Source organism: Stenotrophomonas sp. AGC87 (genome assembly GCF_057333975.1).
Window position 1 is genome coordinate 42027 of sequence record NZ_JBHFHW010000029.1, and the last position, 19826, is coordinate 61852.

General features: G+C 67.5%; 16 protein-coding genes and 1 pseudogene. 9 read left to right on the plus strand and 8 right to left on the minus strand.

Annotated features, from left to right (window positions below):
- Positions 1-224: pseudogene (locus ACE026_RS10215) on the minus strand (hypothetical protein); the annotation flags it as partial.
- Positions 225-411: 187 nt separating this feature from the next.
- On the opposite strand from ACE026_RS10215, the gene prmA reads away from it, so the two are divergent.
- From prmA to purD, 7 genes are all read left to right on the plus strand, one after another.
- The gene (gene prmA, locus ACE026_RS10220; RefSeq protein ID WP_486038912.1) at positions 412-1332 is read left to right on the plus strand and encodes a 50S ribosomal protein L11 methyltransferase; all 921 of its coding nucleotides are present in this window, start codon (positions 412-414) and stop codon (positions 1330-1332) included.
- Between the two features lie 30 nt (positions 1333-1362).
- On the plus strand, positions 1363-2262 hold the full coding sequence (locus tag ACE026_RS10225; protein WP_486038913.1) for a DUF3426 domain-containing protein: 900 nt from the start codon (positions 1363-1365) through the stop codon (positions 2260-2262).
- A 114-nt stretch (positions 2263-2376) separates the two neighbouring features.
- Positions 2377-2652, plus strand: coding sequence for a DNA-binding transcriptional regulator Fis (fis, locus tag ACE026_RS10230; RefSeq protein ID WP_038685853.1), 276 nt, complete (start codon positions 2377-2379; stop codon positions 2650-2652).
- A 141-nt stretch (positions 2653-2793) separates the two neighbouring features.
- A complete protein-coding gene (gene purH / locus ACE026_RS10235; RefSeq protein WP_486038914.1) occupies positions 2794-4377 on the plus strand; it encodes a bifunctional phosphoribosylaminoimidazolecarboxamide formyltransferase/IMP cyclohydrolase in 1584 nt (527 codons plus the stop codon).
- Between the two features lie 17 nt (positions 4378-4394).
- The gene (locus ACE026_RS10240; protein ID WP_486038915.1) at positions 4395-5255 is read left to right on the plus strand and encodes a hypothetical protein; all 861 of its coding nucleotides are present in this window, start codon (positions 4395-4397) and stop codon (positions 5253-5255) included.
- Positions 5255-6163, plus strand: coding sequence for a hypothetical protein (locus tag ACE026_RS10245; RefSeq protein ID WP_486038916.1), 909 nt, complete (start codon positions 5255-5257; stop codon positions 6161-6163). Before ACE026_RS10240 ends, ACE026_RS10245 begins: the two co-directional genes overlap by 1 nt.
- 93 nt (positions 6164-6256) lie before the next feature.
- Positions 6257-7543, plus strand: coding sequence for a phosphoribosylamine--glycine ligase (gene purD / locus ACE026_RS10250; RefSeq protein WP_486038917.1), 1287 nt, complete (start codon positions 6257-6259; stop codon positions 7541-7543).
- Positions 7544-7652: 109 nt separating this feature from the next.
- Here the strand turns inward: purD and rpoH are convergent, their stop codons facing one another.
- The 6 genes from rpoH to rhlB all read right to left on the minus strand — a co-directional run bounded on the left by rpoH (position 7653) and on the right by rhlB (position 13983).
- Positions 7653-8528, minus strand: coding sequence for an RNA polymerase sigma factor RpoH (rpoH, locus tag ACE026_RS10255; protein ID WP_019183519.1), 876 nt, complete (start codon positions 8526-8528; stop codon positions 7653-7655).
- A 453-nt stretch (positions 8529-8981) separates the two neighbouring features.
- Entirely contained in the window at positions 8982-9701 is a 720-nt protein-coding gene (gene ung, locus ACE026_RS10260) for a uracil-DNA glycosylase (RefSeq protein ID WP_486038918.1), read from the minus strand.
- Entirely contained in the window at positions 9698-10540 is an 843-nt protein-coding gene (locus ACE026_RS10265; protein ID WP_486038919.1) for a response regulator, read from the minus strand. The genes ung and ACE026_RS10265 overlap by 4 nt, the downstream gene beginning before the upstream one ends.
- Positions 10541-10547: 7 nt before the next feature.
- The gene (ftsX, locus tag ACE026_RS10270) at positions 10548-11498 is read right to left on the minus strand and encodes a permease-like cell division protein FtsX (protein WP_486038920.1); all 951 of its coding nucleotides are present in this window, start codon (positions 11496-11498) and stop codon (positions 10548-10550) included.
- The gene (gene ftsE / locus ACE026_RS10275; protein WP_121040406.1) at positions 11495-12181 is read right to left on the minus strand and encodes a cell division ATP-binding protein FtsE; all 687 of its coding nucleotides are present in this window, start codon (positions 12179-12181) and stop codon (positions 11495-11497) included. Before ftsE ends, ftsX begins: the two co-directional genes overlap by 4 nt.
- A 92-nt stretch (positions 12182-12273) precedes the next feature.
- On the minus strand, positions 12274-13983 hold the full coding sequence (rhlB, locus tag ACE026_RS10280; protein WP_486038921.1) for an ATP-dependent RNA helicase RhlB: 1710 nt from the start codon (positions 13981-13983) through the stop codon (positions 12274-12276).
- 559 nt (positions 13984-14542) lie between these two features.
- Here rhlB and trxA point away from each other — a divergent pair.
- Positions 14543-14872 carry a thioredoxin TrxA gene (gene trxA / locus ACE026_RS10285; RefSeq protein WP_019183509.1) on the plus strand — a complete coding sequence of 110 codons (330 nt, stop codon included), beginning with the start codon at positions 14543-14545 and terminating at the stop codon, positions 14870-14872.
- 222 nt (positions 14873-15094) lie between these two features.
- Positions 15095-16861, plus strand: coding sequence for a transcription termination factor Rho (gene rho, locus ACE026_RS10290; protein ID WP_486038922.1), 1767 nt, complete (start codon positions 15095-15097; stop codon positions 16859-16861).
- 60 nt (positions 16862-16921) lie between these two features.
- Here rho and ACE026_RS10295 read toward each other — a convergent pair whose 3' ends face one another.
- Entirely contained in the window at positions 16922-19453 is a 2532-nt protein-coding gene (locus tag ACE026_RS10295; protein WP_486038923.1) for a glycoside hydrolase family 3 protein, read from the minus strand.
- Positions 19454-19826: the final 373 nt, after the last annotated feature.

The window sequence follows — 19826 nt, forward strand, 5'->3', positions numbered from 1 at the left end:
CCCCCCACGGCCGTGCCGCGCTCGCTGCCCAGCAGGCGCCGGGCAAGCTGCCGCGCTTCGGCCGGGACCGCACTCGGCGCGCTGGCCGCCGCCGGTTCATCGCCCTGCGAGGCCACGTGCTCGGCATGCAGCACCCGATCGCCCGCGCGGTAGCCCACCACCCCGAGCAACGCCAGGGCTGGCACGACCAGCAACCAGGTTTTGAGGGTGGGCACGAGCGCCATGGGCAGGACGTCACAGGCTGTCAGTGATAGACAGCAGAAATCCAAGTTTAGCAAGCAGCCGCAACGCTGTCTGAACCGGTTGTCGGGCCGATCTTACCGGCCGGCGAGACGACCTCCCCACGGTACCGCCAGGACCAGCGGGCCCCACTGGTCTAACATGCACGGTTTTCCGCCGGTCCCTGCCCCCATGCCCTTCCTGGAACTCACCCTGCACTGCACCGAAGCCACCCAGCCGCGCTATGAGAATGCGCTGGACGACGTGGGCGCGCTGGCGGTGACCCTGCTCGATGCCGATGCCGACACCAGCAACGAACGCGCGATCCTGGAACCGGGCGTGGGCGAGACCCCGTTGTGGAACGACCTGGTGCTGACCGCGCTGTTCCCGGGCGATACCAATGCGCTGGCCCTGCTGGCCGCGCTGGATGCCTTCGATCCGGGCCTGGACTGGGCCAATGCCAGCTTCCGCGCCGTGGCCGACGAAGACTGGGAGCGCGCCTGGATCGACCAGTTCCAGCCGATGGCCTTCGGTGACCGCACCTGGATCGTGCCGTGGAACCATGAACTTCCAGAGGCCGCTCAGGCCGAAGATGCCGCTGTGGTCCGTCTGGACCCGGGCCTGGCGTTCGGCTCGGGCACCCACCCGACCACGGCCCTGTGCCTGCGCTGGCTGGATGGCCTGGCGACCGAGGGCGCGCTGGCCGGCAACACCGTGCTCGATTTCGGCTGCGGCTCAGGCATCCTCGCGCTGGCCGCGCTGAAGCTGGGTGCCGCGCGCGCGATCGGCGTGGACAACGACCCGCAGGCGGTGATCGCCACCGGTGACAATGCCGAGCGCAACGGCCTGCAGGACCGTGTGCAGGTTTATCTGCCGAACGACGAACCGCAGGCGACGTATCCCGTCGTGGTGGCCAACATCCTTGCCTCGGCGCTGGATGCACTGGCCGACGTGCTGGCCGCGCGCGTCGCCCCGGGCGGCCGCATCGCGCTGTCGGGCATCCTGCACGGGCAGGAAGGTGAACTGCTGGAACGCTATGCCCCCGCCTTCGAGCAGCTGGCGGTGGCGCAGGACGGTGACTGGATGCGCATCACCGGCGTCCGCCGTGCTTGAATAGCCTGTCTCCTGCCCGGTCCCGTGCCCATGTCCGAGCCTCCGATGCCGCCGCGACGCCCGATCGCCACGTTCCTGCGCCCGTCGCCGGAGGCGCCGGCCGATCCGGCTGAGCCGCCTTCGGTGTCCCACGACGAGGCGTCTGCGTTGTCGGCGTCGCCCGTGGACGATCGCATCGCACCGCTGGCGGTGGAACAGGTGATCGATGCACAGCCGGTGCACGCGCCGCAGCACCCGGCACCGGCGTGCGAACTCGACCTGCCACCTCCATCCGAACGCGCGCCCGTGGCCGACGCTGGGTCAGCGGCCACGTCGCCTGCTGACACGGCGGCGCCCTCGATGGCGCCGCCGGAGGATGCGGACGCCCTCACTGAGGTCGCGCGCGGCAGCGCCACCGCGGCCCTGCCGCCGGCCGACGCCATCACCACACCGAGCTTCCTGCGCCTGCCCGGTGCGCGCCTGCGCACGCCGCGCTGGCAGTGGGGCATGGTCGCCGGGCTGGCCGCCCTGCTGCTGGTCCAGATCGCCGTCGCCGACCGCGCCAGGCTCGCTGCCGATGCCGGCACGCGCCCGTGGATCGCCGGGCTGTGCAGCGTGCTGCGCTGTTCATTACCGGCCTGGCGCGAGCCGGCGGCCTTCAGCATGCTCAGCCGCGATGTGCGCCCCGTTCCGGGCCAAGCCGGCGCGCTGCAGGTGCAGGCAAGCATCCGCAACGATGCACGCTGGGCCCAGGCTTGGCCGTCGCTGCGGCTGTCCCTGTCCGATGCCGATGGCCGTGTGATCGGCACCAACGTGTTCGCCCCGGCCGACTATCTGGACCGCGCCACGGACCCGGCCGCTACGCTGGAACCGGGGCAAAGCGCGCAGATCGCCTTCCGCGTGCGCGAGCCCGCGGCGTCTACCGTCGCATTCACCTTTGAGTTCCTCTGAGGCGTCACCGGCGCCGCCGGAGCGTGGCAGGCGGCCGACGCACGCGCTAGACTGGCCCCATCACCCTTCCGCCGTGGGCTGTTGTCCGCCCCGGCTCTTGCACCGGGAAACTCCTTGAACGCTGTCCTTTCTCGTCCTGACAACAGTCGTGGCGCGCCCAAGCCACCCCTGCGTGAACACGTCGCCCAGTCGGTCAGGCGCTATCTGCGGGACCTGGATGGCTGCGATGCAGACGATGTCTACGAGATCGTGCTGCGCGAGATGGAGATTCCGCTGTTCGTGGAAGTGCTCAACCACTGCGAAGGCAACCAGAGCCGCGCCGCGGCGATGCTGGGCATCCACCGCGCCACCCTGCGCAAGAAGCTGAAGGAATACGGCATCGCGACCTGATGGCGGCGGGGCACGCGCGTCGTGCCTGGCGGGAGAAGGCCGGATCGAGCAGCGCTCGGTACCGGCCTTCGTCGTTTCTGGGGCCATGCCAGCGCCACTGGCCTACAATATGCCCCCGCTCCGCTTCGATCTCCTGCCCCCATGAGTTCCGATCTGCTGCCCGTGCGCCGGGCCCTGCTGTCCGTTTCCGACAAAACCGGTCTGATCGACCTGGCCCGCGCCCTGGCGGCGCGCAACGTGGAGCTGCTCTCCACCGGCGGTACCGCCAAGGCGATCCGCGAGGCCGGCCTGGCAGTGAAGGACGTGGCCGACGTCACCGGCTTCCCGGAAATGATGGACGGTCGGGTCAAGACCCTGCACCCGATGGTGCACGGTGGCCTGCTCGGCCGCGCGGGGCTGGATGACGCAGTGATGGCCGAACACGGCATCGGCGCGATCGATCTGCTGGTGCTGAACCTGTATCCGTTCGAGTCGGTCACCGCCAAGGCGGACTGCACGCTCGAAGACGCCGTGGAGAACATCGACATCGGTGGCCCGGCGATGCTGCGCTCGGCGGCGAAGAACTTTGCCCGCGTGGCCGTGGCGACCGACCCGTCGCAGTACGCCGAGCTGCTGGCCGAACTGGATGCCAACGACGGCAAGCTCTCGGCCGCCAAGCGCTTCGCCTTCTCGGTGGCCGCGTTCAACCGCGTGGCCCAGTACGACGCGGCGATCAGCAATTACCTCTCCGCCGTGACCACCACCGACACTGCCGTGCCGGTGCGTGCGGAGTTCCCGGCGCAGATGAATTCGAACTTCGTGAAGGTGATGGATCTGCGCTACGGCGAGAACCCGCACCAGAGCGGCGCGTTCTACCGCGACCTGTACCCGGTGCCGGGCACGCTGGCCACGTTCCAGCAGCTGCAGGGCAAGGAACTGAGCTACAACAACCTGGCCGACGCCGATGCGGCGTGGGAATGCGTGCGTCAGTTCGACGTGCCGGCCTGCGTGATCGTCAAGCACGCCAACCCGTGCGGCGTGGCCGTGGGTGCCGGCAACGGCGATGCCTACGAGCTGGCCTACGCGACCGACCCGACCAGCGCCTTCGGCGGCATCATCGCCTTCAACCAGCCGCTGGACCTGGCCACCACGCAGGTGATCCTGGACCGTCAGTTCGTTGAAGTGCTGATCGCCCCGGACTACGCGCCGGCGGCGCTGGAATACGCGACCAAGAAGGCCAATGTGCGCGTGCTGCGCATTCCGCACGGGCAGGGCCGCAACAACTACGACACCAAGCGGATCGGCTCGGGCCTGCTGATGCAGAGCGCCGACAACCGCGGCATGAGCCGCGACGAACTGACCGTGGTGAGCAAGCTGGCGCCGACCGACAAGCAGTTCGCCGATCTGCTGTTCGCGTGGAAAGTCGCCAAGTTCGTCAAATCCAACGCCATCGTCTACGCCAAGGACAATCGCACCATCGGTGTCGGCGCCGGCCAGATGAGCCGCGTCTACTCGGCGCGCATCGCGGGCATCAAGGCCGCCGATGCGAACCTGGTGGTGGACGGCTCGGTGATGGCCTCCGATGCGTTCTTCCCGTTCCGCGACGGCATCGATGCGGCTGCTGCGGCCGGCATCAAGGCGGTGATCCAGCCGGGTGGCTCGATGCGCGACAACGAAGTGATCGCCGCGGCCGACGAACATGGCCTGGCGATGGTCTTCACCGGCGTGCGTCACTTCCGCCACTGATGCCTGGACCGACACGGATGTCTCCACCGCATCGCCACCGCCTTGCAGCGGTGGTGATCGCCACTGCTGCAGGGGTGCTGGGCTGCACACCCACCAATGCACCGGTACCGCCGCAGGCAGCACCGGATGCGGCCGCGGCGAAGGCCGCCCCGCTCGCCAACGTCAGCCGTACCGCGCGTCTGCAGGGCTTTCTGACCGAGCGCTATGGCAAGGCCGCCAAGCTCTCGGGAACATGGCGTGGCAGCTGGAGCCAGGACGGCGACACCCGCCTGACCGACTGGCATGTGTGTGCCGAGCAACCGGTGGTGACCGGCGACAGCTGGCAGCAGCTGTTGGCTGTCTGCGGCTCCCCCCTCGAGAATGCCCACCCGGACCCGGGCGCGATCGACTTTTTCGTACTGCGCCCCGAGGCGGACCGCTTTACCGTGGCCGCCGAGCTGACCGGGCAGAACTTCGGCAGCCAGGGTGAACCCGGCACGGTGCAGATTCTCCGCGCCGGCAGCGACTTCTACGGTTTCCGCATCGAGCACGGCTGGTTCGGCCAGGGCTATTCGCTGATCTCGCAGACGCTGGTGCTGCCTGGTCCGAATGGGCTGGTGGAGGCCGGTGGTGTGCGCAGCCATATCGACAACAGCGGTGCTTATGACTGCGACGATGCCGATGCCGAACCCGATTGCCAGTCGCGGCTGTTCAACCTCGATTTCACGCTGCGCTTCGACAGCCGTGATCCGGCGGCACGGCAGTGGCCGCTGGTGATCGAAGAGACCGGCCTGGGGTGTGGCGGGCAGCCGGTGCGGCGCGAACATCGCTTCACCCTGGACCCGAAAACGTGGACGTATGCGTTCCCCGAGGCGCTTCAGCGCGAAGGGTGCGAATGATGCGTTCGTGGGTACTTGCAGGGGTGGCGCTCGCGCTGCTGGCCGGCTGCGACCGTACACCTGTGTCCTCCGAACCCGCCAAACCGCACCGTGTGCTCGACACCACGGCGCAGGCGGAAGACACGTTCCGCGTCAGGGGGGATCACACCCAGCGGCTGCAGGGCTTCCTTCGCCTGCGCTATGGCAACAAGGCCGTCCTGGATGCGCCGTGGAAGGACGACTGGGAAGACACCGAGGTCGAGGCGCTGCGCCCGGTCACCCGCCGCGTGTGCGCGCGTGACACGGTCACTGCCGACGGTCATGAGCAGACCCTGCTGGCGGTGTGCCAGACCCTGGACGACGCAGCGACGGTCGAGCCGGGCCGGGTCGATCTGTATGTGCTGCGCGTGGGTACGGACGACGAAGAAGCCAACCGGGGCGGCTTCTTCGCTCAGCTGCTCGCCGATGATCCGCTGCTGGTCATGGCCCAGCGCCTGCAGGGGCAGTACGGGCGCCACGGGTCACCCGGCGAGGTCCAGATGGCGCAGTTAGGCCCGCAGCGCCGGGCGTTCCAGATCACCCATGAGGAACACCGGCGGGGCCACCGGCGCATCTGGCGCAGTTACGTCGCCCTCCACAATGATCGCCTGCGCGATGTCGCCCAGTACCGCGACCACCTCGACAATCTTGCCCTGCACGGCTGTGACGGCAATCCGGCCGACTGCGGCGAGGGCGTGTTCTCGGTCGACTTCAGCACGACGGTGGGCGACAGCAACGCCGTGGATGGCTACTGGCCGCTGACGGTGCGTGCCAGCGGCCACGACTGCACGGGCCCGGCGACCGAGTTCTACCACCTCATCTTCGATGCCCGGCAGCGCGCGTATCCGGTGCCGGACGACCTCCAGCGCGACGGCTGCGCCGACAGCTGAGGCCGTGGGTTGCCACGGCAACCGACCGCCCGAATGCACCCGCCGCCCGCACCGCGTAAAATCACGTTCCTGCCCTCTTACGCGAGAACTGCATTGAAGATCCTGGTCATCGGCGCTGGCGGCCGCGAACACGCCCTGGCCTGGAAGCTGGCCCAGTCCGCGAAGGTCCGTGAGGTCATCGTCGCCCCCGGCAATGCAGGCACCGCCACCGAGCCCAAGTGCCGCAACGTGGACGTCAAGGTCACCGATCTGGACGGCCTGCTGGCACTGGTCGGCACCGAAGGCATCGGCCTGACCGTGGTCGGCCCGGAAGTGCCGCTGGTGGCCGGCGTGGTCGATCGCTTCCGCGCCGCCGGGCACCGCATCTTCGGGCCCACCGCCGCCGCCGCGCAGTTGGAAGGCAGCAAGGCATACGCGAAGGACTTCCTGGCCCGCCACAAGATCCCGACCGCGTTCTATGCCGTGCATACCGACATCGAACCGGCGCTGGCCTACCTGCGTGAGAAAGGCGCACCGATCGTGGTCAAGGCCGATGGTCTGGCCGCCGGCAAGGGCGTGATCGTGGCGATGACCTTGGCCGAGGCCGAGGACGCGGTGCGCGACATGCTCTCCGGCAATGCGTTCGGCGATGCTGGCGCACGCGTGGTGATCGAAGAATTCCTGGACGGCGAAGAAGCCAGCTTCATCTCGATGGTGGACGGTAAGACGGCACTGCCGATGGCGACCTCGCAGGACCACAAGCGCGGCGGCGACGGTGACACCGGGCCGAACACCGGCGGCATGGGCGCGTACTCGCCGGCCCCGGTGGTGACCGACGAAGTGCATGCGCGCGTGATGCGCGAGGTGGTCAACCCGACCGTGCAGGGCATGATCGCCGACGGCATTCCGTTCACCGGCTTCCTCTATGCGGGCCTGATGATCGATGCCAGCGGCGCGCCGAAGGTGATCGAGTTCAACGTGCGCTTTGGCGACCCGGAAACCCAGCCGGTGATGCTGCGCCTGCAGTCGGACCTGGTGGATCTGGTCGAAGCGGCGATCGATGAGCGCCTGGACACCGTGGAGGCGCAGTGGGATCCGCGCCCGTCCCTCGGCGTGGTGATGGCCGCCTCGCCGTATCCGGAAACCCCAATCACCGGCGATGTGATCCACGGCCTGGAAGCGGTCGCCGCGACGGCCAAGGTGTTCCATGCCGGCACCACGCTGGACGCGCAGGGCCAGGTGCTCAGCGCCGGCGGCCGCGTGCTGTGCGTCGCTGCGTTGGGCGGCACGGTGGGCGAGGCACAGCGCAACGCCTACGCCGGCGTCGGTGCGATCCACTGGGCCCATGAGTTCCACCGCGGTGATATCGGCTGGCGGGCGATCGCGCGCGAGCGGGGCTGACCTGGCACGGTCAGGGCCACGACTGATCGAAATACTGCCCTGAGCGCCAGAAAGCAAAAAGGCCCGGCATCAAGCCGGGCCTTTTCGTGTGATCACGCAACTCACTGCATCACGCAGTAAACAGCGCCTTCATCTTCTTCAGGGCATTCGCCTCGACCTGGCGGATGCGCTCGGCCGACACGCCGTACTCATCGGCCAGCTCCTGCAGCGTCACCTTGCTGTCCGCGTCCAGCCAGCGACGGCGGATGATGTCGCGCGAACGCGCATCCAGCTCGGCCATGCCTTCGCGCAGCAGCTGCAGTTGATTGTCTTCGCTGTCCATCCGCTCATACGCCATCGAAGGATCTTCTTCGTTGGCCCGCAGATAGGCAGCCGGCGACGGCGGTGCATGATCGTCATCGTCATCGCTGGAGAGATCGAAACCGATATCGCGACCGGACAGGCGCGACTCCATCTCGAGCACTTCGCGCTCGGACACGTTCAGGTCCTTGGCCACCGCGCTGACTTCGGCCGCGTTCATCCAGCCCAGACGGGTCTTGGACTTGCGCAGGTTGAAGAACAGCTTGCGCTGCGCCTTGGTCGTGGCGACCTTGACGATGCGCCAGTTCTTGAGGATGAACTCGTGCATTTCCGCACGGATCCAATGCACCGCGAACGACACCAGACGAACGCCCATGTCCGGGTCGAAACGCTTCACCGCCTTCATCAGGCCGATGTTGCCTTCCTGGATCAGGTCGCCGAGCGCCAGGCCGTAGCCGTTGTAGCCGCGGGCGACGTGCACCACGAAGCGCAGGTGGGAATGGACCAGCTCGCGCGCGGCGTCCAGGTCCAGCTCGTCGCGGAAGCGGCGGGCCAGATCCTGCTCGTCATCGACCGACAGCACCGGGATCTGGTGCACGGCACCGATGTAGGCGTCCAGCGAACCGAGCGCACTGGGAATCGGGAGATTGTTTGCCACAAGGGCAGTAGAGGTGTTCTGGCTCATAGCACTCATCTTAGCAGTCCCGGAATTGGACTGCTAAAGGGGAAAGAAGTTCCAGCGTTCTGTTCATGGGATGCTGGTACAGATTGCCCGTCTAACGTACCGCGAAATGATGACAGTGGCGAGGGCCTGAGAACGAGGCATAAATCCCCATGAAATCAATAGGATAGGGTGATGAATTGGGTGATATCACGTGTTTTTTGCCTGAACAGCCCGCCAGAAGCGCCCATTCATCCCGGAAAGGTTGTCGGCAGTTCAGCCAGGCATGGCCTGGCTCTACCCCCATGCCCCCACCGAAGCCGACCGCCAACACCGCCATCCCCGGTAGTGCCACGCCATGCGTGGCAGCCCGAACTCACCGACGCCTGGCAATACCCCGCCATGTTCAACCCGCAAGCGGCAGGTGGCGCAATCCATCATCGAGATGCTGGCCGTCTAGATGACGACCGCCAGTGGTTACGCCGCCGGCTCCAGCGCGGCACGCGGCGGCAGCGACCAGTCGATGCGGTCGTGGCCACGGCGCTGCAGGTACTCGTTGGCCATCGAAAAATGGCGGCAGCCGAGGAAGCCGCGATGCGCCGACAGCGGCGAAGGATGCGGTGCCTTGAGCACGCGGTGCCGGCCGGTATCGATGACCTTGCCTTTCTGCTGGGCGTAGCTGCCCCACAGGAGGAACACCAGGCCTTCGCGCTCGCGGTTGAGGGTATCCACTACGTGATCGGTGAAGCCCTCCCAGCCGCGCCGTTGATGCGAGCCGGCGTTGCCCGCTTCCACGGTCAGCACCGCATTGAGCAGCAGCACCCCGCGGTGCGCCCACGGCAACAGGCAGCCATGGTCCGGGCGCGGGATGCCCAGATCGGCCTCGATCTCTTTGTAGATGTTCAGCAGCGATGGCGGCACCGGTACGCCCGGCATGACCGAGAAACTCAGGCCATGGGCCTGGCCATACCCGTGATACGGATCCTGGCCAAGAATGACCACCTTGACCTGATCGAAGGGCGTGGCGTCGAACGCGGCGAAGATCTGCGGGCCAGGGGGAAACACCTGGGCACCGGCGGCTTTGCGCTGGCGCAGGAACGCGGACAGTTCCCGCATCTCCGGGCGCAGCAGGTAATCGCCGATACGCGTCTTCCAGCTCGGTTCGAGCTGGATGCTGGGCACTACATCGTCATTCATCGCACTACAGGCTTTTCGTTGAGGCGGGACAGGCGCAGCTGGAACAACACCTTGGTGATGAGCAGGCGCTCTTCGATCGGCTTCTGCACCAGATCGTTGGCACCGGCCTGGAGCAGGCCGGACTGGTTGTGCGGGTTGCCGTCGCCGGTCATGACCAGCACTGGCAGGCGGCGCTTGCCATAGCCGAAGTCCACGCGCACGCGCTGCACCACATCACGGCCACTGAGCTCGCCCTTGAGCGTGACATCGGTGAGCACCAGATCAATGCGGTGACTGCTGCGGCCGAGCGACTCGGCGGTGAGCAGCGCGAACGCATCTTCGGCCGTCAGCACGTGCAGTACGTTCAAGCCCTGCCGTTCGAGCATGCGCTTGGTCGCCTCGGCCACCACGCGGCTGTCTTCGACATACAGGATCGTCGCGCCCGGAATGGTCTCTGGCTGCACATAGCCACGGATGAAGGTGGCCAGCGCTTCGTGACCGAGCGCCTTGTCGAAATAATCGGTGACGTACTCGGTGAAGCGGCGCTGCTCCAGATGCTGCTGCGCGTCGCCGGAGACCACGATGACCGGCACGTAGGCCTGGCCCGCCGCGTCGCGCACGATGCGCGCCAGGTCCAGCCCGTCGCCATCGCTCAGCGTGAGCGAGGTGGTGACCAGACTGACCGGCCCGGCATCGAGTGCCGCACGCGCCTCGGCGATGCTCGCGCAGCCCACCACCTCCACCGCCGGCAGTTCGCGTTGCAGCACATCGGCAATCAACTTGCGGACCAGCTTGGAACCGTCGACGACCATCACGCGCGGTGCGTCGTCGGCGAGGTGCTTGAGGGCTTGCGGACGCATGCGGGCCTCAGGTTTCGGTCGGACGGGTCTGGCGCAGGAAATGCCCCGTCACCAGCCAGGCGCCCAGCCAGCCCAGCACCACGGTGCCGAGCACCACGAACGAGGAATGCAGCAGATCCAGACCATGCAGCACGAACGGGCTGCCGTAACTCTGCGAGAGCGCGGCCAGCGGCGGGCGCAGCGCCAGCCCGGCCGCGCCGATCAAGGCCAGCGCCACCGCGCCGGCGCCCAGGCCGTACCACGCGCCCAGATACAGGAACGGGCGGCGGATGAACCCATCGCTGGCCCCGAGCAGCTGCAGCACACCGATCTCATCGCGGCGGGCCTGGATGTCCAGGCGCACGGTATTACCGACCACCAGTGCGGCGCCGAGGCCGAGCAGGACCGACAGCACCTGCACCAGGCGCGTACCAAAGCCCAGCCAGCCATCCAGGCGCTTGCGCCACAGCGCATCGTGCTGGACCAGATCGGCCTGCGGGAGGCCTTCCAGCGACTGCGCCAGGCGGGCGTCATCGGCGCCCTCGCCCGGGGTCACGATCAGCAGGGTCGGCAGCGGATTGTCATGCAGTGCATCGATCGCTTCACCCAGCCCGGCGCTTTCGCGCAGCTCGGCCAGGCCCTGCTCCGGGGTCTGCACGGTGACGTTGGCCACATCGGCGCGGCCGCGCAGGGTCTCGGCGACCTGGCGGGCCGCATCGGGACCGGCATCGGTCTTGAGGAACAGGTTGATGTCGCGCGACTGCTGCACGCTGCCGGCGAAGTGCTTGAGGTTGTCCAGCGCGATCGACAGGCCCAGCGGCAGGGCCAGCGCGAGCGCCATCACCATCACCGTGAGCAGGGTCGCCCATGGCTTGCGCCATGCACGGCCGAGGCTGAAGACCACGCTGTGGCCGTGGTGATGCAGCCACACGCCCAGGCGCGATGGCGCGGCGGTCTCTTTGGTCACCGGGGTATTCATTCGGCCAGGTCCTGCGGCGAGATGTCATCGACCAGACGGCCGTGGTCCAGGATCAGCACGCGTTTGCGCATGCGCCGCAGCAGCGCGAGATCGTGGCTGACCACCAGCACGCTGGTGCCGCGGTCGGGCAGCTCGGCGAACAACGCCATGATTTCCGCTGCCAACGTCGGGTCGAGATTGCCGGTCGGCTCATCGGCGACCAGCAGCGTGGGCTCGCCGACAATCGCACGGGCAATGCCCACGCGCTGCTGCTCACCGGCCGACAGCTGCGAAGGCAGGGCTTTCTCGCGATGGCCCAGGCCCATGCGTTCGAGCACCGAGCGCACGCGCTTGCCGATCTCGTTGCGGCGGGTGCCGCGCAGGATCAACGGCAGGGCGACGTTCTCGGCGATGCTGCGGTCCATCAGCAGCCGGTGGTCCTGGTACACCGCACCGACCTCGCGCCGATGCCGCGGGATACTCCCGCCGCGCACCTTCAGCAGGTTGCGCTCATTGAAGATCACCGCGCCGCGGCTGGGCCGCTCGTCGAGATGGATCAACTTGAGCAGGGTGCTCTTGCCCGCACCGGAATGGCCGGTGACGAACAGCATTTCCCCGGGGGCGACATCGAAGCTGACGTCCACCAGTGCCTGGTGGCCGCCGGCATATTGTTTGCTGACATTGTCAAAACGCAGGACGCTCATTCCCTGATTATGCAGGACGAGGGTGGCGGCGTGGAGGTGGGGTTGAGCACCCGACCAACGGGCGGGTGCTACCCGTTGATCGGCAATGCCGATCAGCTGCCGGACAGCATCCGGCGGATCTTGCGGCCCAGGCGGGTCAGGAAGGACCCGCTCGGATCGGCGGCGGGCGTGCCGCGCATCGGCTTGGCGGTCACCTGCACCGGGGTCACCGGGCCGGTGGCTGCCGCGCCCTCGGCACCTTCGACCGGACGGCCGTGGCGACGACGACGACGCTTGCGCGGCGCGCGCTCACCTTCCACCGCCGGGCTGCCATCGGCAGACGGCGCGGCGGTCGGGGCCAGCTGCGGCTTGACCTCGGCCTCGACGGCAGCGACCGGCTGCTCGCCTTCCACGCGCGGCTTGCGCTCGCGACGCGGCTTGCCATCGGCACTGCGCTCGCCCGGTGCGCGGCGCTCGCCACGGCCACCGGCCGGCTTGCCGCCACGGCTGCTGCCACCGCCACGACGCTGCTCTTCGGCGGCACGCGCTTCGCGTGCTTCGCGGAAGATCTGGCCGACGCTTTCGTTCTCGTCGCCCTCGGCATCACCCTCGCCTTCCGGCGACGGTGCACGCGGCGCGCGCGGGATCGGGGTCAGGATTTCGCTGGTGACCGGCTCGACCGGGATCTTCTGCTCGATGTAGGCCTCGATATCCGGCAGGCCCATCGCGTAGCGCTCGCAGGCGAAGCTGATCGCATCGCCTTCTTCGCCCAGGCGCGCGGTACGGCCGATACGGTGCACGTAGTCTTCCGCATCGAACGGCAGATCGTAGTTGTAGACGTACTTGATGCCGTCGATGTGCAGGCCGCGGGCGGCGACATCGGTGGCCACCAGGATTTCCAGCTGGCCCTTCTGGAAGCGGTTGAGCAGGCTCTCACGCTTCTTCTGCGGCACATCGCCGGACAGCACGCCGACGCGGTAGCCGGCCTTTTCCAGCGAACGCGCCACGCGCTCGACGAACACCTTGGTGTTGACGAACACCATGGTGCGGGCACCTTCGCTGCGCGAGAGCAGGCCCAGCAGCAGCGGGATCTTTTCTTCGTCGGCCGGGAAATAGATGCGCTGGCGCACGCGGGCGGCGGTGATCGATTCGCTCTCCACCACCAGCTTCTGCGGCTCGTTCATGTGCTCATAGGCCAGCTCCAGCACGCGATGGCTGAGCGTGGCGCTGAACAGCAGCGTCTGGCGCGTGCTGCGCTCGGGCATGCGGCGCAGCAGGAAGCGGATGTCCTTGATGAAGCCCAGGTCGAACATGCGGTCGGCTTCGTCGAGCACGCAGATCTCGCAGGCGTGCAGCGAAACCACCTTGTGCTGCTTGACGTAGTCGATCAGGCGGCCGGGGGTGGCGATGATCACGTCCACGCCCTGCTGCAGGATTTCGCGCTGCTTGTCGTAATCCACACCGCCGTAGACCAGCGCAAAGCGCAGGCCGAGGTCGGAGCCGAACTTCACAGCATCCTTGTGGATCTGGATCGCCAGTTCGCGGGTCGGGGCCAGGATCAGCGCGCGCGGGTCTTCCGGCTTGCGGTCGGCCAGCGCCGGGCGGGTCAGCAGGCGGTTCACCACGGCGACCAGGAAGGCCAGGGTCTTGCCGGTGCCGGTCTGGGCCTGGCCGGCGACGTCGCCGCCGGGCAGCGCGACCGGCAGGGTCAGCGCCTGGATGGGCGTGCAACGGGTGAATCCGGCTCCTTCAAGGCCGGCCTGCAGGGCCGGATGCAGCTCGAAGGAGGAGAAGGTCAAATCGGTCAGCGGTTTGTCGCTCATGAGTCCGTCTTGGTAAGGCCAGCCGGCAGAGGTGCGGGTGGCTTGCATCATCTTGGGGGGCACCGTCGCAAACGGCCCCTGCGCCGGGATTGGCGGGGCCGGACTCGGGTCCAGGGCGCCGCGCAATGCCCCAGTTTAGCGCAATGTCGGCGGCAAACCGGGATCCCCCGTCGCTAGACCCCGTGAGAATGCCCGTCCAGCGCGCCATTACAGCGCGTTGGCACGGCTGGCGTGCGCTCTGCACCTCGTATTCACCCGCCCTGCCGCCGGTTGAACGGCGCGGCGGGCGGGGCTGGAACCGTCGTGCTGGCCCCCGCATATCAACCGGGATCGTCGCGATAACGCAGGTGGGCGATCACGGGACGCTTCTTTCCAACCAGCGTCTGTCCGGTCACGGCGATAGCGGTACACTGCGCCCCGTGAGCGTCCAGGCATCCGCCGAACGCACCGCTGGCCGCCCGCGGCCACGAGGCACCAGACGAGGGTGACGCCCGGTTGGCGTTGCCCAAATTCAACTTCCTCCGGCCCTGCCGGGTGCATTACCAGACGAGAAACCAAGATGAGCGACAAGGTTGTACATGTCGGCGACGCCGACTTTGATAGCGCAGTGCTGAATTCCAAGGAACCGGTGCTGGTCGATTTCTGGGCCGAATGGTGTGGTCCCTGCAAGATGATCGCCCCGGCGCTGGATGAACTGGCCGACGCCTACAACGGCCGCGCCAAGATCGCCAAGGTCAACGTGGACCAGAACCGCGCCCTGGCCGCCAAGTACCACGTGCGCTCGATCCCGATGCTGCTGGTGTTCAAGGACGGCGAAGTCCAGGCCCAGCAGATCGGTGCCGTCGGCAAGGCCCAGCTGGCCGGCATGCTCGACAAGGCCCTGGCCTGATCGCAGCGGGCAGCCGGCACCGTCCGGCTGCCACGCGGGCCCGTCGCCCGCATGAATGACCCTGCCCCACCCGGCTTGCGCGCCGCCGCGAGCCGGTGTTAGTGTCGGCATATCCGGCCGCATTCGCGCGCCGCATCTTCTGGACGCAGTTTCCTTCCAGATCCTTTCCCAACGTTCGCCGCCCTGCCGGGCGCTCGCACCTTCTAGCGAGGAATCCAGCACTTGTCCGATATCACTACTTCCGAACCCGGGAGCGCCGACGCGCCCGCCGAGAAGCGCGTGCGCAAGCCGCGCGTCGCCAAGGCCGCCGCCAACACCGCTGCCGACGCCGGTTCCCCCCCCTCACAACCCGCTCTGCCTCTGGCTGCCGCGTCTGACGCGCCGGCGCCGGCTGCTGCTCCTTCGGCAGCCCCGCAGGCATCGGCGCCGGCAGCTTCTGCCGGTGGCGACGCATCGCCCTCGCAGGGCGGTGGTCAGCAGGACACCGGCGACGGTGGCCAGCGCAACCAGAATGGCCGGCACCAGAACCCGTACCAGCAGGGCCAGGGCCAGAACCAAGGCCAAGGCCAGGGTCAGGGCCAAGGCAACCGCCGCGACCGTTTCCGCAATCGCCGTGACCGCAACCGCGGTGGCGATCGCTACAACGACGACGGCATGCCCCAGGACAACGGCGAACAGCAGCCGTTCGTGCGCAGCCAGCAGGCCAACGTGCCCGAAGGCTTCCCGGTCTATTCGCTGAGTGACCTCAAGCGCATGCCGGCACAGAAGCTGCTGGAAATCGCCGAACAGCTGCAGATCTCCGAAGGCGTGGCCCGTGCCCGCAAGCAGGACGTGATCTTCGCCCTGCTCAAGGTGCTGACCCGTCATGGCGACGGCGTTGCCGCCGATGGCGTGCTGGAAATCCTGCCGGACGGCTTCGGCTTCCTGCGCGCGGCCGAAGCCAGCTACCTGGCCGGCCCGGACGATACCTACATTTCGCCCAGCCAGATCCGCCGCTTCAACCTGCGTACCGGCGATCATCTGTCCGGCCGCATCCGCTTCCCGAAGGACGGCGAGCGCTACTTCGCCCTGTCGATCGTGGACACCATCAACGGTGAGCCGCTGGAAGCCTCCAAGAACAAGGTGCTGTTCGAGAACCTGACCCCGCTGTTCCCGCGCAAGCGCTTCACCCTGGAACGTGGCAACGGTTCGTCCGAAGACATCACCGGCCGCATCCTCGATCTCATGGCACCGCAGGGCAAGGGTCAGCGTTCGCTGATCGTCTCCCAGCCCAAGGCCGGCAAGACGATGATGATGCAGCAGGTGGCCACGGCGATCACCACCAATCATCCGGACGTGCACCTGATCGTGCTGCTGATCGATGAGCGCCCGGAAGAAGTGACCGAAATGCAGCGCACCGTGCGCGGCGAAGTCATCAGCTCCACCTTCGACGAGCCGGCCGCCCGTCACGTGCAGGTCGCCGAAATGGTGATCGAGCGTGCCAAGCGCCTGGTCGAGCACAAGAAGGACGTGGTGATCCTGCTCGACTCGATCACCCGCCTGGCCCGTGCCTACAACAACGTGGTGCCGAGCTCGGGCAAGGTGCTGACCGGTGGTGTGGATGCCAACGCCCTGCACCGCCCGAAGCGCTTCTTCGGCGCGGCGCGTAACGTGGAGGAAGGCGGCAGCCTGACCATCATCGCTACCGCGCTGGTCGATACCGGCAGCAAGATGGACGAGGTGATCTACGAAGAGTTCAAGGGCACCGGCAACAGCGAAGTGCACCTGAGCCGTCGCATCTCCGAAAAGCGCGTGTTCCCGGCGATCGACATCAACCGCTCGGGTACCCGCCGCGAAGATCTGCTGATCGAACCGGAACTGCTGCAGAAGATCTGGATCCTGCGCAAGCTGCTGCATCCGATGGATGAAATGGCCGCGATGGAATTCCTGCTCGACAAGATGAAGAACACCAAGTCCAACGACGAGTTCTTCGGTTCGATGAAGCGCTGATCGGCGCATCATCCGGACAGGAAAAAGCCCCGCATTGCGGGGCTTTTTCTATTGCCAGACTCAAGGGCAGGCCACCGCCCCCTCCCCCCCGGCACTGTTGGTCGACACCCGCACCTGGGTGAACGACGCCGCGAACGGCTTGTCCGCGGTCACCACGAACGGGGCTTCCACAGCACCCAGATCCACCCCCTGCCTGGCAAAGCACGCCAACGGCACGGTCACGGTCTGCTTCTGCCCCGGCGCGAGCGTGGCGAGCAATGGCGCGATGTCCACGCCCCCCTCGCACCCCGTACCGCACTGCATGGTGACCTTTACCGGCGAGGCCGGGCGATGCACCAGCTGCACGTCGAACTGCAGGGCGCCCTGAGTGCGCGCCAGCGCGCCGAGGTTGCGACGCGAACTGCTGCGTGCCAGCAGTTGCGCCGGTGCCAGCCAGGTGACTTCCTTGGCGTCCTGCTGGGTGTTGATCTGCACGGTGCGCACCTGCACCACCGGCGCGGCGGTCGGCCAGCGCAGCGTCGCGTTGAGATCGTTGCCCAGCGGCTGGGTCGCGCCGCCGGCCGCTACATGCAGCGCGAACGGCGGCGTGTCGGCACGGTTGAAGATCGGCAGGGTGGTCACTTCGCCACAGTTGTCCGGGTTGGCTTCGGGCAGGCGCGCCACCTTGCCCGGCGTGCGATAGCTCAAGCCGTGGCCCAGCGCGAACAGCGGCGGCTGCTTCGGATCCGGGCGGTCGATCGGCGCCGGGCACGGAACGCCCGGCCACGGGAAGCTCAGGCGCCCGCGGAAATCATGCACGGGCTTGCCATCCTTGCCGGCCACCAGCACATCGGTGATGCCCTTGCCCTCGGTGCCCGGCAGCCACGCCGCCACGAAGGCCTGCGATTGGTTGAGCAGGTCGTTGGTGTACATCGGCCGCCCGGAGAAGTACACGGTCACCACCGGCTTGCCGCTGGCCTGGGCCGCGCGCAGCACCGCCAGATCCTGCGGATAGGCGCGGCTGTGGCTGACCGAATCAGAGGCCAGAATGTCGCCGTTGGTCTCGGCGTACGGCGTCTCGCCAATCACCGCCACGACCACATCGAACCGGGTGGGATCCAGCGCGGTGGCATCGGCGCTGTAGGCAACGTTCTGCGTGCCCAGCTCGGCGCGCAACGCCCCCAGCACCGAATCGGCGTGGGGGAAATCGGCATTGCGGTTCTCGGTCCCCTGCCAGGTCAGCGACCAGCCGCCGGACTGATCAGACAGGTCGTCGGCACTCTTGCCGACCACCATGACGCGTGCATCGCGGCGCAGCGGCAGTACCTTGGCATCGTTCTTGAGCAGCACCAGCGACTCGCGCACCGCCTGGCGCGCCAGCTCACGGTGCTGCACGGCTGCGGCATCACCGGCATAGCGGCTGTCCGACGGCTTGTGATCGAACAGGCCCGCACGCAGCTTCACGCGCAGGATGCGGGTGACCGCATCATCGATGCGCGCCAGCGGGATCTCCCCGCGCTCCACCTGGGCCATGGTGTTGGCGATGAACGCTTTCCAGTCGTCGGGCACCATCACCATGTCGATGCCGGCGTTGATCGCCTGCGCGCAGCTGTCGTTGCGGCACCCCGGCACCTGGGCAATGCCGTTCCAGTCGGAGACGACGAAACCGTCGAAGCCCATCTTCTCTTTCAGCGCACCGGTCAGCAGGGCTTTGTTGCCGTGCATCTTGCCGTAGTCGACGCCGCCACTGCGGTCGTTCCAGCTGTTGAACGAGGCCATCACCGTCTGCACGCCTTCGCCGAGTGCACCGTAGTAGCCCTGCCCGTGCACGTTGATCATCGTGGCCTTGTCGACCAGCGCCTCGCCCTGGTCGCGGCCGTTGTCGGTCGCGCCATCGCCGATGTAGTGCTTGGCAGTCGCGACCACGTTACCGTCATCGCCGAAGCGTCCCTGCGCGCCCTTGACGTAGGCCTGGGCGAATGCGCGGATCACGTGTGGGTCGGAGGAGTAGCTTTCGTAGGTGCGGCCCCAGCGTGGATCGTGCGCCACCGCCAGGGTCGGCGCGAACACCCAGTCGATACCCGTCGCGCGCACCGCGTGGGCGGTGGCCTGGCCGATCCGCTCGATCAGGGCGGCATCGCCGGTCGCGCCCAGGCCGATGTTGTGCGGGAACAGCGTGGCGCCGTACACGTTGTTGTGGCCGTGCACCGCATCGGTGCCCCAGATCACCGGGACCGGCGTGCGTGCATCGGTGGCCAACGAGGCCGCGCGGTACGCATCGGCCAGCTGCAGCCACTGCGCCACCGTGGCGTGCTTGTCCATGCCCGGCCAGGAGCCGCCACCATTGAGAACCGAGCCGATGTAGTACTGGCGGACCTCATCAGGCGTGATCATCTTGATCTCGGGCTGGGTCATCTGACCCACCTTCTGCGCCAGCGTCATCTGCGCCACGATCTCCCGCACGCGCGCCTCCAGTGCGGCATCCGGCCCGATCGCGCTGGTCACGTGGGGCCAGTCCTGCAGGCGTTCACCGGTGGCCGGTGCGGCACCGGCCGTCGAGGCCAGCGCGGCCAACAGGCAGGTGGCGAGAATCGTCTTGTTGGAGCTGGTCACTGGACATCTTCCTCTGATGAAATACGCGCGAACGGGACGGGCGCGACCGCAGCCGGGCACCGCTCGCGCTGCGATGTCGATGGCCGGCGGGCTAGCGATACTGCGTCGGTCAGCGCCCCTGTCTGACAGCGCTGTCATATAAGCCCATGGCAACGCTGTCAACCGCCTGCGGGCAGGGTGGCGACCGAAGCCCCGCTGCAGCAGGGATCGCCGGCGCAGCGCGTATCCGCCCCTCCCGTGAACTGCTGCATCGCGGCATGGAAAAACACGAACCCGCCACGCACGTCGCCGGCATGGCAACATCCGCCTGCATCGGCAACATCGATGTGACACACGCGCACTACCATCGGCATCTGCCCGCCCGCCCCTCCAA

Coding starts and splice junctions, on each gene's coding strand:
- trxA (WP_019183509.1), top strand. CDS start 14,543: ATGAGCGACAAGGTTGTACATGTCGGCGACGCCGACTTTGATAGCGCA.
- ACE026_RS10240 (WP_486038915.1), top strand. CDS start 4,395: ATGTCTCCACCGCATCGCCACCGCCTTGCAGCGGTGGTGATCGCCACT.
- ftsE (WP_121040406.1), bottom strand. CDS start 12,181: ATGAGCGTCCTGCGTTTTGACAATGTCAGCAAACAATATGCCGGCGGC.
- ftsX (WP_486038920.1), bottom strand. CDS start 11,498: ATGAATACCCCGGTGACCAAAGAGACCGCCGCGCCATCGCGCCTGGGC.
- prmA (WP_486038912.1), top strand. CDS start 412: ATGCCCTTCCTGGAACTCACCCTGCACTGCACCGAAGCCACCCAGCCG.
- ACE026_RS10265 (WP_486038919.1), bottom strand. CDS start 10,540: ATGCGTCCGCAAGCCCTCAAGCACCTCGCCGACGACGCACCGCGCGTG.
- ACE026_RS10245 (WP_486038916.1), top strand. CDS start 5,255: ATGCGTTCGTGGGTACTTGCAGGGGTGGCGCTCGCGCTGCTGGCCGGC.
- purH (WP_486038914.1), top strand. CDS start 2,794: ATGAGTTCCGATCTGCTGCCCGTGCGCCGGGCCCTGCTGTCCGTTTCC.
- ung (WP_486038918.1), bottom strand. CDS start 9,701: ATGAATGACGATGTAGTGCCCAGCATCCAGCTCGAACCGAGCTGGAAG.
- rhlB (WP_486038921.1), bottom strand. CDS start 13,983: ATGAGCGACAAACCGCTGACCGATTTGACCTTCTCCTCCTTCGAGCTG.
- ACE026_RS10225 (WP_486038913.1), top strand. CDS start 1,363: ATGTCCGAGCCTCCGATGCCGCCGCGACGCCCGATCGCCACGTTCCTG.
- rpoH (WP_019183519.1), bottom strand. CDS start 8,528: ATGAGCCAGAACACCTCTACTGCCCTTGTGGCAAACAATCTCCCGATT.